The sequence below is a fragment of the Gibbsiella dentisursi genome (assembly GCF_039539505.1).
Classification (GTDB): domain Bacteria; phylum Pseudomonadota; class Gammaproteobacteria; order Enterobacterales; family Enterobacteriaceae; genus Gibbsiella; species Gibbsiella quercinecans.
On the sequence record NZ_BAABDG010000002.1, the window covers coordinates 1491081 to 1506045 of the forward strand.

A 14965-nucleotide genomic window follows, 5' to 3' on the forward strand; every position below is an offset into this window, starting at 1 on the left:
CAGAGTTTAGGGGGGATGTAACGAGGGCCGGCGGTTTTCACCCCGGCCATAGCGGGCTATTTTGCCCAGCGATCGTAATTCTTGGGCTGGTAGTCATCAAACTGCTGCAGCAGGGTTTGCGCCGAGCCGCTAAGCGCCAGAGTCGCCAGATAGTCATGGCGCATAAAGCCCTGATCGGCAACGTGTTTCAGAAAGGTGCTCAACGGCTGATAGAACCCCTGGACATCCAGCAGACCAACGGGTTTGCTGTGGTAGCCGATTTGGCCCCAGGTCCAGATCTCGAACAGCTCTTCCAGCGTGCCGATGCCGCCAGGCAGAGCGATAAAAGCTTCGGCCAGTTCGGCCATCCGGGCTTTGCGCGTGTGCATATCGGGCACCACTTCCAGCTTGGTCAGGCCGCGGTGGGCGGTCTCTGCTTCCACCAGGCGTTCCGGGATAATGCCAATGGCTTCGCCACCGGCTTCCAGCACCGCATCCGCGACGATCCCCATCAACCCTTTCTTACCACCGCCATAAATCAGGCGCCGCCCCTGCGTTGCCAACGTGTGGCCCAGTTCCCGAGCCTGAGTGGCATAGGCGGCGTTAACGCCTTCGCTTGCGCCGCAAAAAACGCAGATATTATTACGCATGCACTGTTTCCCTTAACTGCTGTAAAGAAGCCAGTGGTATAGCGAATTGCGGGGCGCAGTTCAAGTGATTCGGTGTGACAGATTGGCTTCACGCTCGTTTTGCATGGCTTTCAAAATGCGTGCGGGGAGCAAGAATGTTTCGGGGAATGGCGGCGGACGAGCTAGCTTGCTGAAATATTATCACCGGGATTGAATTTGGTGGTGGGGGAAGGATGATTCGTCGCTTCGCGCCTCACCCTTCGGGCCGTGCTGCGCACGTTGTCTCGCGCTGCTCGACTCGAACCTTGTCGAAGGTTCTCACCTTCCCCAAAGCGGAAGATGCTGCAATCTGCATTGCTGAAGTATTATCATCGGGATTGAATTTGGTGGTGGGGGAAGGATTCGAACCTTCGAAGTCTGTGACGGCAGATTTACAGTCTGCTCCCTTTGGCCGCTCGGGAACCCCACCAGGGGATATGCATGATTCTAAATTTTAGTATTGGTCATGGCTGACGCAAATACGGTAGTGCGTAGTTCTCTTCCTTCATGAAGAAGGAGAGTGGTGGTGGGGGAAGGATTATTCGTCGCTTCGCGCCTCACCCTTCGGGCCGTGCTGCGCACGTTGTCTCGCACTGCTCGACTCGAACCTTGTCGAAGGTTCTCACCTTCCCCAAAGCGGAAAATATTGCAACCCGCTTTTGCTGTTACGTTATTGCTAACGTTGAGTGTGGTGGTGGGGGAAGGATTCGAACCTTCGAAGTCTGTGACGGCAGATTTACAGTCTGCTCCCTTTGGCCGCTCGGGAACCCCACCACGAAATTCGTGGTTAACGAATTTTACTTCCAGGAAGCTGACCGGCTTCCTGCTCTCGGTGATGCGTTGCCGCTATCTCGGAAAGCGGGGCGCATCATATCAAATGAAACGCGAGTGTAAAGCCTTGAAATGCAGAAAATGAATTGTTTGCCGTTTTTTTATTCTTAGCGGTGCTTCCGTGAACGAAAGGCACCGCTGTGTTAGGCAATTACAAGATTACCGTGCGGTTGCCGTAGACAAATATCCGCTGTGCCAACACCTTATCTAATGCCCGGCTCAGGACATTTTTTTCCACATCGCGCCCGGCGCGCATCATATCGTCCGCGGAGAAAGTGTGATCAACGTTGATGACATCCTGCATGATAATAGGACCTTCATCCAGATTGTCATTCACATAGTGCGCGGTGGCGCCGATGATTTTAACGCCGCGTTCATAGGCCTGATGATAAGGGCGCGCGCCGATGAAGGCCGGCAGGAACGAATGGTGGATATTGATCACCTGGTTCGGGTAGTGCTGAACAAAGGCCGGGGTGAGCACGCGCATGTATTTTGCCAGCACCACGTAATCCGGCTGATATTGGTCGATCTGGGCGATCATCTGCTGATCGTGCTGTTCGCGCGTCAGGCCTTCGTGGCTCACCAGATGGAAAGGAATATCGAAGCGCTCGACCAATGTTTGCAGCGTGTCGTGGTTGCCGATGACCGCGGCAATCTCCACATCAAGGCCGCCGTAGGCGCTTTTCATCAACAGATCGCCCAGGCAGTGTGCCTCTTTGGTGACCAGGACGACGATGCGGCGGCGGCCGGCGCTTTGCAGCTCGCGTACGGAGCCCGATGGCAGCGCTTCATCCAGATCGGCCAGCAGTTGGGCGTCGTTGAATACGCCTTCAAGTTCGGTGCGCATGAAGAAGCGGCCGGTGCGATGATCGACAAACTCATTGTTCTGCACGATATTGAGCTGGTGCTGGAAACAGATGTTGGTGATCTTGGCGATCAGCCCTTTGGCGTCTGGGCAGATGGTGCGTAATATTTTTCTTTGTACGTTTTGGTGTGGCATAGGAACGAAAATCCTGTCTGTGACTCAATACCTGCGCTGCAGGTGATGTTTTTACACGGGTAGCAGGCGGCTAGCGCCCGCAACACTTCTTGTATTTTTTGCCAGAACCGCAAGGGCAAACTGCGTTTCTGCCAGGCCGTGGCTTGGTGCCGGCGATATAGTACCAGCGTTGGTCAAGGCGAAGGAAGCGCGAGCGTTCATGAATGGCCTGTGTTGCCCCGCTGCCAAGATCGACAAAGCGAGCGATAAACTCAACAAACCCCTCTTGCGGGTGACTCCCAGTCTCCTCACTGATAATCGTCAGGCCAAGCCATTCGGTATCTTCAAAACCAGTACGAATGGCATCAAGCCACTGTTGCGCATGGCAATCCGGGTGCCAGGTGGCAATCAGATAGTCGGCATGGTGCTTAACATAGGCGCTAAAGCGCGAACGCATCAGATGGCCAGGGGTGGGAGCATGCTGTATGCCGTTGATAAAGGGGGCGCAGCATGCGCTATACTCCAGTCCGCTGCCGCAGGGGCACAATTCAGACAAAATAACTCCTGTGTGTGCTGGCCGGTATTCCCGACCATGGCTGTTATTAAGGGGGATTTATCGTATATGTTACCCCATAACGATTCAATTGTGGCAAGGGGCGATGGGCGTAACGGCGGCACCACGCCTATTGCCGGGCACAGCCGAACATTTGGCGGAAAAGGCAGGGTTATGCGGCAGATTAAAATTGGTCTGGCATTGGGTTCCGGTGCGGCAAAAGGCTGGGCGCATATCGGCGTGATCAACGCGTTAAAGAAACTGGGGATAGAGGCCGATATCGTCGCCGGCTGTTCGATGGGCGCGCTGGTGGGCGCGGCCTATGCCTGCCAGCGCCTACCGGCGGTGGAAAGCTGGGTGCGTTCGTTTAGCTATTGGGATGTGATCCGCCTGATGGATTTATCCTGGCAACGCGGCGGTTTGCTGCGCGGCGAGCGGGTATTCAATGCGGTTGCCCAATTGCTGCAGGTGGATGACATTGCGCAGTGCTCGCGAAAATTTGCTGCCGTGGCGACCAACCTGAGCACCGGGCGTGAGCTGTGGCTGACTGAAGGCGATCTTAACCAGGCGGTGCGCGCCTCCTGCAGCATACCCGGCCTGTTGGCACCGGTGTGGTTCAATGGTTACTGGCTGGTTGATGGCGCCGTGGTTAATCCGGTGCCAATATCCTTAACCCGCGCGCTGGGGGCCGATGTCGTCATTGCGGTTGATCTGCAACACGACGCTCACCTGATGCAACAGGATCTTTTTTCCATGCGCAGCGAAAGCGAAGATATTGGCAGCATGGTTGACGATGGGGCAACGCGTAATTGGCGGAGCCGTTTACGGGCGCGTATCGGCAAGGTGGTGCTGAAAAAAGCTTCTGTCACACCCACGGCAATGGAGATAATGAGCACCTCGATTCAAGTGCTGGAAAACCGCATCAAGCGGGCGCGCATGGCCGGGGATCCGCCCGATGTACTGATCCAACCCTATTGTCCGCAGATATCAACGTTGGATTTTCACCGCGCCAATGAAGCGATCGCCGCCGGGGAACTGGCGGTCGAAAAACAAATTGATATGCTATTGCCTTTAGTTAAGAACAAGTAAACCTCGGTTCAGCGATGGAACTCAACGGACAGTTTGATATCAGACAAGCACAAGTGACCATTTTGGGCCACTATTACCTAAGGAAATAGGCAAGGGGCTCAACCGATGGTATTACCACTGACTCACAAACGTATTCTGATCGTCGAGGACGAGCGGGTTTTTCGTTCTGTGCTGGTTGCCTACCTGCAGTCCTTGGGGGCGGATACCATTGAGGCGACCAACGGTTTGCAGGCTCTTGGCCTGTTGGAAGAAAGCCGGCCCGATCTGATACTGTGCGATCTGGCCATGCCGGAAATGGGCGGTATCGAGTTTGTCGAACACCTGCGGCTAACGGGCGTGAAGATCCCGGTACTGATCGTCTCCGGCACGGATAAAATGGCGGATATCGCCAAGGTATTGCGCCTGGGCGTACAGGATGTGTTGCTCAAACCGCTTAAGAATCTCGATATTCTGCGTGAGGCGGTCTTCACCTGTCTGTACCCGAATGTTTTTACCTCGTTGGCGCTTGAAGAAATCGATCTGTTCCAGGATTGGGAGGCGCTAAGCAAAAACCCAGACGAGGCGGTAAGGCTGCTGAAACAACTGCAACCGCCGGTCCAGCAGAGTATTGCCAACCGCCGGGTCAATTATCGCCAACTGACGACCACGGAACATCCCGGCCTGGTGCTGGATATTGCCGCATTATCGGGCAGCGATTTGGCCTTCTACTGCCTGGACGTTACCCGGGCTGGCGATAATGGCGTATTGGCCGCTTTATTATTGCGCGCATTATTTAATGGGTTGTTACAGGACCATTTGGCAAACCAACAACATCGTTTGCCGCAGATGTCAACTTTGCTAAAGCAAGTTAATCAATTATTGCGGCAGGGTAAATTGGCCGGACAATTCCCATTGTTGGTTGGCTATTATCACACCGAATATAAAAATCTGCTGCTGGTTTCTGCGGGTTTGCATGCCAATCTAAATACCGGGAATAATCAAATCCAGCTTAGCAATGGGGTGCCGCTGGGTATGCTGGGGGCCACTTACATGAACCAAATCAGCCACCGTTGCGATGCCTGGCAGTGCCAGGTATGGGGCGCCGGCGGCCGCCTGAGCCTGATGTTGAGTGATGAATAAAAAATACCAGTAGTCAGACGCATCTCATTTTATTTAAGATTATGCTCCCCGCGCTGGGTAATTGTCCTAATTTCTTCCTATTTACTCTCAGGTTAATACGCAGCAGGCATAAGCTGGTATACTCCGAGAGTTTTTGTATGGCAGATAAAGCTCATAATCTGAGCCAGAATCAAGAGAGGAAATAATGTCTGCTTTAAACCGTAAAGTCAGAAAAGCAGTGATCCCGGTTGCGGGATTGGGAACGCGCATGTTACCGGCTACCAAAGCCATCCCCAAAGAGATGCTGCCGCTGGTTGATAAGCCCCTGATCCAATATGTCGTTAGCGAATGCATCGCCGCCGGCATCAACGAAATCGTCCTGGTTACGCACTCCTCCAAGAATTCAATCGAAAACCATTTTGATACCAGCTTTGAGCTGGAAGCCATGCTGGAAAAGCGCGTTAAGCGCCAGTTGCTGGATGAAGTCCAATCAATTTGCCCGAAAGGCGTCACGGTTATGCAGGTGCGCCAGGGCGTTGCCAAGGGGCTGGGGCATGCCATTCTATGCGCCCACCCGCTGGTTGGCGATGAGCCGGTAGCGGTGGTGTTGCCGGATGTCATTCTGGATGAATACAGCGCGAACCTGAAAAAAGACAACTTGCACGAGATGTTACAGCGTTTCGAGCAAACCGGCGTTAGCCAGATTATGGTTGAGCCGGTGCCACACGAAAGCGTCGGCAGCTATGGTATTGCCGACTGCAAAGGCCACCAACTCAAACCGGGCGAAAGTGCGCCCATGGTGAGCGTGGTGGAAAAACCATCTCCGAGTGAAGCCCCCTCCAATTTGGCCATTGTTGGCCGCTATGTGTTGTCTGCGGATATTTGGCCGCTGCTGGCCAAAACACCACCGGGCGCCGGCGATGAGATCCAACTCACCGACGCTATCGATCTGTTGATGGAGCAAGAACCGGTGGAAGCCTATCACCTGAAGGGCGTCAGCCATGATTGCGGTAACAAACTGGGGTATATGAAGGCGTTTGTGGAATACGGCATGCGTCATGCCACGCTTGGCACTGATTTTTCTCACTGGCTGCAGCAGGTTATACCAGCCGGTAAGAAGTAACTTTTAACCTTTGTCTTTAATTTTAAAAACTAGGATTTTCCAATGAAAGTAACAGTTTTTGGTATTGGCTATGTCGGTCTGGTACAGGCGGCGGTGTTGGCTGAAGTGGGCCACGATGTCATGTGTATCGACGTTGACGAAAAGAAAGTCGAGAACCTGAAAAAGGGGAATATCCCGATTTATGAACCCGGTTTGACGCCGCTGGTGCAACAGAACTACGAAGCCGGTCGCCTGCATTTCACCACCGATGCTAAAGCTGGCGTGGAACATGGCGTTATTCAGTTCATCGCCGTGGGTACGCCGCCTGATGAAGACGGCTCTGCCGATCTGAAGTACGTTACTGCCGTTGCGCGCACCATCGCAGAAAACATGAACGAACACAAAGTGGTTATCGATAAATCCACCGTGCCGGTAGGGACTGCGGATAAAGTTCGCCAGGTGATGGCTGAAGCGCTGAAAAAACGCGGCAGCGATCTGTCGTTTGACGTGGTTTCTAACCCGGAATTCCTGAAAGAAGGCGCCGCGGTGGCCGACTGCATGCGCCCAGAGCGCATCGTTATCGGGACTGACAACAAAGATGTGATTGAACCCATCCGTGAACTGTACGAACCGTTCAACCGCAACCACGATCGCATGATCCTGATGGATATTCGCAGCGCGGAGCTGACCAAATATGCCGCCAACTGCATGCTGGCGACCAAAATCAGCTTTATGAACGAAATCTCGAACCTGGCGGAAATGTTGGGTGCGGACATCGAAAAAGTGCGCCAGGGCATCGGTTCTGATTCCCGCATCGGTTATCACTTCATTTACCCTGGCTGCGGCTACGGTGGTTCATGTTTCCCGAAAGACGTGCAGGCGCTGATCCGCACCTCCGAGGCCATTGGCTACCAGCCTAAGCTGCTGCAGGCGGTGGAACAGGTTAACTATCAGCAAAAATACAAGCTGAGCCAGTTCATCAAACATTACTTTGGTGAAGATCTGAATGGCAAAACCTTCGCCCTGTGGGGGCTGGCCTTCAAACCGAACACCGACGATATGCGTGAAGCTTCCAGCCGCGTGCTGGTTGAAACGCTGTGGGCTGCCGGTGCCAAGGTACAGGCTTACGATCCAGAGGCAATGAACGAAGCGCAGCGCATTTATGGCAACCGTGACGATCTGAAACTGATGGGCACGAAAGAGGCCGCGCTGCACGGTGCCGATGCTTTGGTGATCTGCACTGAATGGCAAAGCTTCCGTGCGCCAGATTTTGATGTGATCAAGAGCGCTCTGAAAAACCCGGTAATCTTCGACGGCCGTAACCTTTACGATCCAGAGCGCCTGGAAAGCCGTGGCTTTACCTATTACGGCATCGGCCGTGGCGCATCGGTGAAGTCTAATTTTTAAGAGGTGCGTATGAACTTCCTGGTTACAGGCTCTGCCGGCTTTATTGGTTATCATGTTGCCGAGCGCCTGTTGGCCGCCGGGCATCAGGTTGTCGGTATCGACAACCTGAATGATTATTACGATGTCAGCTTAAAGCAGGCGCGTCTTGCCTTATTGGCGGATAAACCTGCGTTCCAGTTTATTAAACTGGATCTGGCCGATCGGGAAGGGATGGCGGCGCTGTTTGCCGAGCATAAATTTCAGCGGGTGATTCATCTTGGCGCACAGGCCGGGGTGCGTTATTCGCTGGAAAATCCGTTGGCGTATGCGGACTCAAATTTGGTTGGCCATTTAAACGTGCTGGAAGGTTGTCGCCATAATAAGGTCGAGCATTTGGTTTATGCATCGTCCAGTTCGGTATATGGGTTAAACCGTAAGTTGCCGTTCTCTACTGATGACTCGGTCGATCATCCGGTGTCGTTGTATGCGGCAACGAAAAAAGCCAATGAGTTAATGGCGCACAGCTACTCACATTTATATGGTTTGCCCACCACGGGGCTGCGTTTCTTCACTGTGTATGGCCCGTGGGGGCGCCCGGATATGGCGCTGTTTAAATTCACCAAGGCAATATTGGCGGGTGACAGCATTGATGTATATAACCACGGTGAGATGCACCGTGATTTTACCTATATCGATGATATTGCCGAGGCGATCGTGCGTTTACAGGCCATTGTGCCGCAACCTAATGCGGATTGGACCGTTGAGCAGGGTTCACCTGCCAGCAGTTCCGCACCATACCATGTCTATAATATAGGCAACAGCAGCCCGGTGAAGCTGATGGAATATATCAGCGCGCTGGAACATGCCCTGGGCATTATTGCCCGTAAAAATATGCTGCCCATGCAACCTGGCGATGTGCTGGATACCAGCGCAGATACCGAAGCGCTTTATCAGGCGATTGGTTTTAAGCCTGCTACCAGTGTAGAGGAAGGTGTTAAACGTTTTGTTGAATGGTATAAATCTTTTTACAAAGTGCAATAACGCAGGCTATTAAACAGTACGGTAAAAGGGGGCTTTGGCTCCCTTTTTCTTTTACCTGACACTGTCTGGGAATAAAGACACTGCCTGGGTATGCCGCACAGAACGCGGCGGGGCGGGTGCTGATAAACAAAAAGGCTCCACAAGGGAGCCTTTTTTACACGCAGAAGAAACGATTACAGCAGGAAATCTTCCAAAGATTTACCCTGTTCTTCGATAGCTTTTTTAATCACCGCAGGAGTACGGCCTTGGCCGGTCCAGGTTTTCAGTTCGCCATTTTCATCTTTGTATTGGTATTTAGCCGGACGAGCCGCACGTTTGGTTTTACCGGCTGATTTTGTTGCTGCCATGGTTTGCAACAGTTCGTTTGGATCAATACCGTCTGCAATCAGCATTTCACGATATTGTTGCAGTTTACGCGTGCGTTCTTCAATTTCAGCGCGCGCCTGGCTTTCTTCCTCACGACGTTCATTCACGACAACTTCCAGTTTCTCAAGCATCTCTTCCAGCGTTTCCAGGCTGCATTCTCTTGCCTGTGCACGTAGAGTACGGATGTTGTTCAAAATCTTTAATGCTTCGCTCATTGTCCTAGTCTCAAATTATATTGGTGGGGGGGCATGTCCGGATAATAATAGAGTGCTATTTTATTTTCTGCAATAGCCAAATTGCGAAGAGTTGTCAGATTTTCCTTAAAGAAACGTTTATTTAGATTCAGCCGACAAATATAGATGGCTTTTGGGGCTATTACTTGCTCTCTGTAAAAGCCAGCTTTCCGGCTATGTGCGCTGTGTCAGGCCAGGGAAAAGCCTTTCGTTACTGGGTTATATTAACTGTTTATATATAATTCTGTGGGCTAAATCACGCCCATTCTCTTACAGACAGTGTAAAGCATAGGGGTATTCGTAAAGGTTCTGTCAGGAAGTGTCACTGTCCAGATAAGGATTAAATTGCTATCAACCCGCCAGGCGCCATTTAATAGACAAGGTTTATGACCATCACAATAATCATTCTTCGGTATCAGTGTGGTTACCTATAGCTGCAGGCGCCGGCATTCCCTCTGTGGTTTAATCATTAGCAGCAATTAATAGTGTTCCGGGATTAGGCTTGGTCAATTGATGTAAAAATGCGGCAGGCACCGCAGGCCCCGTTCTGCCATTTATTGCATACGGATGCTTATTAATTTAGTTAAAATTGATTCCGCACCGCTGAACATCATCCGGTGCCTATGTTACACTCGGATATCTTTTCTTTGCGTGTTTTTTATACTGTTGGGGTAGGGCCCATGGCTCAGCTTTATTTCTATTACTCTGCTATGAATGCAGGGAAATCTACTGCGCTATTACAATCTTCATATAATTATCAAGAACGTGGTATGCGCACGCTGGTGTTTACCGCTGAAATCGATCATCGCTTTGGCGTCGGGAAAGTTAGCTCGCGTATTGGCCTGTCATCGCAGGCGCAGCTCTATAATAATGATACCGAGTTTTACACAATAATTAATCAGGAGCATCAACAGCAAACGGTTCACTGCGTGCTGCTCGATGAGAGCCAGTTCCTGACCAAATCGCAGGTTGCGCAGTTATGTGATGTTGTTGACCAACTGAATATTCCGGTTTTGTGTTATGGCCTGCGTACCGATTTCTTAGGTGAATTATTCACGGGTAGCCAATACCTGCTGGCCTGGGCCGATAAGCTGGTTGAGCTGAAAACCATTTGCCACTGCGGGCGCAAGGCAAACATGGTGCTGCGTTTGGATGAAAACGGCCGGGCGGTACATGCGGGGGAGCAGGTGGTGATTGGCGGCGATGAAAGTTACCTGTCGGTGTGCCGTAAACACTACAAAGAGGCTATTCAGGCAGCGGGAGCCGGCTAAAAAACGCCTATAAGCCCTGTTATCAAGGGGGTTGTTGCTATAGGTACACACGCGCATTGCTCAATGCTTTTCGTCGCCCTAGTGGGCCGCAGAGCCGCCGTAGTGCGGGGCATTGTTTTCGGGGGTAACCCGGGGTGTGTTTTTGGCTGATTGGTTGTGCGTATTAGCAGGAATAAAAAAACCCGCCGTGTTGGCGGGTTTTTTGTCAGCTTATGCAAGCGTTACTTTTTTGCTTTTTTCTCAGCCTTCTCGGCTTTGGCCGTTGGCAATTCAACCACGGTGTTTGCCGCGTGCTCATGGGCTTCGTTGTATTCACGCCCATAATAGGTATCCAGCATGATTTGCTTGAGTTCGGCAATCAGCGGATAGCGCGGGTTTGCGCCGGTACATTGGTCATCAAATGCATCTTCGGACAGTTTATCGATCTTCGCCAGGAAGTCGGCTTCCTGTACGCCCGCTTCACGAATTGAAGCCGGGATGCCCAGTTCGGTTTTCAGCTCTTCCAGCCAAGCCAGCAGTTTCTCGATTTTCTGTGCTGTGCGGTCGCCAGGTGCGCTCAGGCCCAGGTGATCGGCCACTTCGGCATAGCGGCGGCGTGCCTGCGGGCGATCGTACTGGCTGAACGCAGTCTGTTTGGTCGGGTTGTCATTGGCGTTATAGCGAATAACGTTGCAGATCAACAGGGCGTTAGCCAAGCCGTGTGGAATGTGGAACTCTGAACCCAATTTGTGGGCCATTGAGTGGCACACGCCCAGGAAGGCGTTGGCAAAAGCGATACCGGCGATAGTCGCTGCGTTGTGCACACGCTCGCGGGCGATCGGGTTTTTCGCCCCTTCCTTGTAGCTGGCCGGCAGGTATTCTTTCAGCAGTTTCAACGCTTGCAGCGCCTGGCCGTCAGAGTATTCATTCGCCAGTACGGAAACATAGGCTTCCAGTGAGTGGGTTACCGCATCCAGGCCGCCGAAGGCGCACAGGGATTTCGGCATGTTCATCACCAGGTTGGCGTCGACAATCGCCATATCCGGGGTCAGCGCGTAGTCAGCCAGTGGGTATTTCTGGCCGGTTGCATCATCGGTAACCACCGCAAACGGCGTCACTTCTGAACCCGTACCGGAGGTGGTGGTGATGGCGATCATTTTCGCCTTCACGCCCATTTTCGGGAACTTGTAGATACGTTTACGGATATCCATAAAGCGCAACGCCAGATCCGCGAAGTGGGTTTCCGGATGTTCATACAGCACCCACATGATTTTGGCTGCGTCCATCGGTGAACCGCCGCCCAGCGCGATAATGACGTCCGGTTTAAAGGCGTTCATCTGCTCTGCGCCCTTGTGCACGATGCTCAGGGTTGGGTCGGCTTCCACTTCGAAGAAGACTTTGGTTTCAATGCCGTGGTGCTTCAGCACCTTAGTGATCTGATCAGCGTAGCCATTGTTGAACAGATAGTTGTCGGTCACGATAAAGGCGCGTTTTGCACCGTCGGTTGCAACTTCTTCCAGCGCGATCGGCAGTGAGCCGCGGCGGAAGTAGATGGATTTTGGAAGTTTATGCCACAACATGTTTTCTGCTCGCTTCGCTACAGTTTTCTTGTTGATCAAGTGTTTCGGGCCAACGTTCTCGGAGATGGAGTTACCCCCCCAGGAACCGCAACCCAGCGTCAGCGACGGAGCGAGTTTAAAGTTGTACAGATCGCCGATACCACCTTGTGAAGCCGGGGTGTTGATCAGAATACGTGCGGTTTTCATTTTGTCGCCGAAGAAGGCAACGCGAGCCGGCTGGTTGTCCTGGTCGGTGTACAGGCAAGAGGTGTGGCCAATCCCGCCCATGGCAACCAGTTTTTCTGCTTTAACCACGGCATCTTCGAAGTCTTTGGCGCGATACATCGCCAGGGTAGGCGACAGTTTTTCATGCGCGAACGGTTCGGATTCATCGACCACTTTCACTTCGCCGATCAGCACTTTGGTGTTGGCAGGTACGGTGATGCCCGCCATTTCAGCGATTTTTGGCGCTGACTGGCCAACGATGGCCGCGTTCAGGCCGCCGTTTTTCAGGATGATGTCCTGAACCGCTTTCAGCTCTTTACCCTGCAACAAGTAGCCGCCATGGGAGGCAAAGCGCTCACGCACGGCATCATAAGCTGAATCAACCACGATAACGGATTGTTCAGAGGCACAGATAACACCGTTATCAAAGGTTTTTGACATCAGGATAGAGGCGACCACACGCTTGATATCGGCGGTTTCGTCTACCACGACCGGGGTGTTGCCAGCGCCAACGCCGATTGCCGGTTTACCGGAGCTATAGGCGGCTTTCACCATGCCTGGGCCACCGGTGGCGAGGATCAGGTTGATATCAGGGTGGTGCATCAACTGGTTGGACAGCTCGACGGAAGGTTGGTCGATCCAACCGACGATATCTTTTGGCGCCCCGGCAGCAATGGCCGCTTGCAGTACGATGTCCGCCGCCTTATTGGTGGCATTCTTGGCGCGTGGGTGTGGCGAGAAAATGATACCGTTGCGGGTTTTCAGGCTGATCAACGCTTTGAAGATAGCGGTAGAAGTTGGGTTGGTGGTTGGCACGATACCGCAAATCAGGCCGATTGGCTCTGCAATCGTGATGGTACCGAAAGTGTCATCTTCGGATAAGATGCCACAGGTTTTTTCATCTTTATACGCGTTGTAGATATATTCGGATGCAAAGTGGTTTTTGATCACTTTGTCTTCGGTGATCCCCATTCCGGATTCTTCAACGGCCATTTTGGCCAGAGGAATACGGGCATCGGCGGCGGCGAGGGCAGCAGCACGGAAGATTTTATCAACCTGCTCTTGGGTGAAGTTGGCATACTCACGCTGGGCTTTTTTGACGCGGGCAACGAGCTCGTTCAATTCAGCGACATTTGTTACAGCCATAGTGCTCTCCTGATAATGTTAAACTCTTTCAGTAAATAAGCCGTGCAAGCATCAAGTATAGACAGGATGAATGGAAAGGGGGTTCGCGCCCATGCCCTTCCTGGCTTGTACCGCTGATTTACTTAAAGAGCTTTGCCCTGCATGTTAGGGGAGCCGTAGCTAAAGTGGCGAACAGCGGGCCTCTGCTGTTCATCGCTCTGACTACGACCAAGAGCTTACCCTATTATGGGGGGGCGATTTTGTGACGTACGTCATAAAAGTTTCATGCTGACACCATTCAGCAATGAATTAATGCGCATGCGTTACTATCTGCAGTGAGGCGCCTGTCATTTTTAACCTAAAACAGTAAAAAACCACATATGACGTTAACTGCAGCGTAATATTTTGTTTCCTCCGCCACGGAGAGATAAAAATGCAATTTTCCGCGGATGGATCCGTAAGAGCAATTCGATTACATTAGCGCGTCGTGTAGCCCCTCAATGTGTCCGGTAGCGGTTACCTTTATAGCAGCCTTAGGTGGCAGTGTTCAATGTGGGGTGATTCGTGAGCCAGTCTCTGTTGGATTTTTCCGGTTATATTAAATTCTTTGTCGGCCTGTTCGCGCTGGTCAATCCGGTGGGCATTCTGCCGGTATTTATCAGCATGACCAGTTACCAGGCAGAAGCGGGGCGCAACAAGACCAACCTGACCGCCAATTTGTCGGTGGCGATTATCCTGTGGATCTCGCTGTTTCTCGGCGGTGGCATCCTGAACCTGTTCGGTATCTCTATTGATTCTTTCCGCATCGCCGGCGGCATTCTGGTGGTGACTATCGCGATGTCGATGATCAGCGGCAAGCTGGGGGAAGATAAGCAAAACAAGCAGGAAAAATCAGAAAGCGCAATCCGTGAAAGCATCGGCGTGGTGCCGCTGGCATTGCCATTAATGGCCGGGCCGGGGGCTATCAGTTCAACTATCGTCTGGAGCTCGCGTTACCACAGTTGGCAAAACCTGCTGGGTTTTACCCTGGCGATTGCCCTGTTTGCTTTCTGTTGCTGGCTGTTGTTCCGGGCTGCACCTTTGCTGGTGCGTTTATTGGGGCAAACCGGTATTAACGTTATCACACGTATTATGGGGCTACTGCTGATGGCATTGGGCATTGAATTCATTGTTACCGGCATCAAGACAATATTCCCTGGCCTGCTTTAAGCTGCAGGCTATTTATCCTGGCAAGTGGCGTTGATGCTTCACTTTTTAAAATAAATTTTAATTTTTAAATTAATTTAACCTGCTGTAATAAAGTGCATTGAATGCCTCTTATTTCATCATCCTGCACTGTGGTAGGGCAGGTGTCTATTAATGTTCAATCCTGGTGGCGCAGTGACGTGGCATGCCTGCCTTTTTTACCCTTCCGCATCTTCCCATTCACCATTGGCGTTACCTTTCCCCTATCTTTTATAAGGCTTGTTTCGGACAAGAAC

At 52.1% G+C, this 14965-nt stretch carries 12 protein-coding genes, 2 tRNA genes and 2 other RNA genes; 7 read left to right on the top strand and 9 right to left on the bottom strand.

Annotation, left to right across the window (positions count from 1 at the left end; genetic code table 11):
* Window positions 1-56: 56 nt before the first annotated feature.
* The 7 genes from ABFX35_RS07260 to ABFX35_RS07290 form a co-directional block, all read right to left on the bottom strand.
* A complete protein-coding gene (locus ABFX35_RS07260) occupies window positions 57-629 on the bottom strand; it encodes an LOG family protein (RefSeq protein ID WP_279023141.1) in 573 nt (190 codons plus the stop codon).
* A gap of 196 nt (window positions 630-825) precedes the next feature.
* A non-coding RNA gene (locus ABFX35_RS07265) (RtT sRNA) lies at window positions 826-950 on the bottom strand.
* 42 nt (window positions 951-992) lie between these two features.
* Window positions 993-1077: transfer RNA gene (locus ABFX35_RS07270), tRNA-Tyr, on the bottom strand.
* A 91-nt stretch (window positions 1078-1168) separates the two neighbouring features.
* Window positions 1169-1293, bottom strand: a non-coding RNA gene (locus tag ABFX35_RS07275) — RtT sRNA.
* Between the two features lie 43 nt (window positions 1294-1336).
* Window positions 1337-1421: transfer RNA gene (locus ABFX35_RS07280), tRNA-Tyr, on the bottom strand.
* 208 nt (window positions 1422-1629) lie between these two features.
* Window positions 1630-2478, bottom strand: a complete 849-nt coding sequence (purU, locus tag ABFX35_RS07285; RefSeq protein ID WP_279023142.1) for a formyltetrahydrofolate deformylase — start codon at window positions 2476-2478, stop codon at window positions 1630-1632.
* Window positions 2479-2548: 70 nt separating this feature from the next.
* Window positions 2549-3013: a YchJ family protein gene (locus ABFX35_RS07290; protein WP_346080073.1), complete on the bottom strand. Its 465-nt coding sequence runs from the start codon at window positions 3011-3013 to the stop codon at window positions 2549-2551.
* A 171-nt stretch (window positions 3014-3184) separates the two neighbouring features.
* Here ABFX35_RS07290 and rssA point away from each other — a divergent pair, with 171 nt between their 5' ends.
* The 5 genes from rssA (at window position 3185) to ABFX35_RS07315 (ending at window position 8726) form a co-directional block, all read left to right on the top strand.
* A complete protein-coding gene (gene rssA, locus ABFX35_RS07295) occupies window positions 3185-4099 on the top strand; it encodes a patatin-like phospholipase RssA (RefSeq protein ID WP_279023144.1) in 915 nt (304 codons plus the stop codon).
* 105 nt (window positions 4100-4204) lie between these two features.
* On the top strand, window positions 4205-5218 hold the full coding sequence (gene rssB, locus ABFX35_RS07300; protein ID WP_346080075.1) for a two-component system response regulator RssB: 1014 nt from the start codon (window positions 4205-4207) through the stop codon (window positions 5216-5218).
* Between the two features lie 184 nt (window positions 5219-5402).
* Window positions 5403-6320 carry a UTP--glucose-1-phosphate uridylyltransferase GalU gene (galU, locus tag ABFX35_RS07305; RefSeq protein WP_346080077.1) on the top strand — a complete coding sequence of 306 codons (918 nt, stop codon included), beginning with the start codon at window positions 5403-5405 and terminating at the stop codon, window positions 6318-6320.
* 42 nt (window positions 6321-6362) lie between these two features.
* On the top strand, window positions 6363-7706 hold the full coding sequence (locus ABFX35_RS07310; protein WP_346080079.1) for a UDP-glucose dehydrogenase family protein: 1344 nt from the start codon (window positions 6363-6365) through the stop codon (window positions 7704-7706).
* A gap of 9 nt (window positions 7707-7715) precedes the next feature.
* Window positions 7716-8726 carry an NAD-dependent epimerase gene (locus ABFX35_RS07315; RefSeq protein ID WP_095844463.1) on the top strand — a complete coding sequence of 337 codons (1011 nt, stop codon included), beginning with the start codon at window positions 7716-7718 and terminating at the stop codon, window positions 8724-8726.
* 173 nt (window positions 8727-8899) lie between these two features.
* Here the strand turns inward: ABFX35_RS07315 and hns are convergent, their stop codons facing one another.
* Entirely contained in the window at window positions 8900-9307 is a 408-nt protein-coding gene (gene hns, locus ABFX35_RS07320; protein WP_279023148.1) for a histone-like nucleoid-structuring protein H-NS, read from the bottom strand.
* Between the two features lie 698 nt (window positions 9308-10005).
* Here hns and ABFX35_RS07325 point away from each other — a divergent pair.
* Entirely contained in the window at window positions 10006-10596 is a 591-nt protein-coding gene (locus ABFX35_RS07325; RefSeq protein WP_095844461.1) for a thymidine kinase, read from the top strand.
* A 221-nt stretch (window positions 10597-10817) separates the two neighbouring features.
* Here ABFX35_RS07325 and adhE read toward each other — a convergent pair whose 3' ends face one another.
* A complete protein-coding gene (gene adhE / locus ABFX35_RS07330) occupies window positions 10818-13505 on the bottom strand; it encodes a bifunctional acetaldehyde-CoA/alcohol dehydrogenase (protein WP_346080082.1) in 2688 nt (895 codons plus the stop codon).
* 543 nt (window positions 13506-14048) lie between these two features.
* On the opposite strand from adhE, the gene ABFX35_RS07335 reads away from it, so the two are divergent.
* Window positions 14049-14693 (top strand): YchE family NAAT transporter, encoded by a 645-nt coding sequence (locus ABFX35_RS07335; RefSeq protein ID WP_095844459.1) that lies wholly within the window; start codon window positions 14049-14051, stop codon window positions 14691-14693.
* The last annotated feature ends 272 nt before the right edge of the window (window positions 14694-14965 follow it).

Excerpts from the sequence above, each read along its gene's own strand:
- purU (WP_279023142.1), bottom strand. The coding sequence starts at position 2,478 with ATGCCACACCAAAACGTACAAAGAAAAATATTACGCACCATCTGCCCA.
- adhE (WP_346080082.1), bottom strand. The coding sequence starts at position 13,505 with ATGGCTGTAACAAATGTCGCTGAATTGAACGAGCTCGTTGCCCGCGTC.
- rssA (WP_279023144.1), top strand. The coding sequence starts at position 3,185 with ATGCGGCAGATTAAAATTGGTCTGGCATTGGGTTCCGGTGCGGCAAAA.
- ABFX35_RS07325 (WP_095844461.1), top strand. The coding sequence starts at position 10,006 with ATGGCTCAGCTTTATTTCTATTACTCTGCTATGAATGCAGGGAAATCT.
- hns (WP_279023148.1), bottom strand. The coding sequence starts at position 9,307 with ATGAGCGAAGCATTAAAGATTTTGAACAACATCCGTACTCTACGTGCA.
- galU (WP_346080077.1), top strand. The coding sequence starts at position 5,403 with ATGTCTGCTTTAAACCGTAAAGTCAGAAAAGCAGTGATCCCGGTTGCG.
- rssB (WP_346080075.1), top strand. The coding sequence starts at position 4,205 with ATGGTATTACCACTGACTCACAAACGTATTCTGATCGTCGAGGACGAG.
- ABFX35_RS07310 (WP_346080079.1), top strand. The coding sequence starts at position 6,363 with ATGAAAGTAACAGTTTTTGGTATTGGCTATGTCGGTCTGGTACAGGCG.
- ABFX35_RS07315 (WP_095844463.1), top strand. The coding sequence starts at position 7,716 with ATGAACTTCCTGGTTACAGGCTCTGCCGGCTTTATTGGTTATCATGTT.
- ABFX35_RS07260 (WP_279023141.1), bottom strand. The coding sequence starts at position 629 with ATGCGTAATAATATCTGCGTTTTTTGCGGCGCAAGCGAAGGCGTTAAC.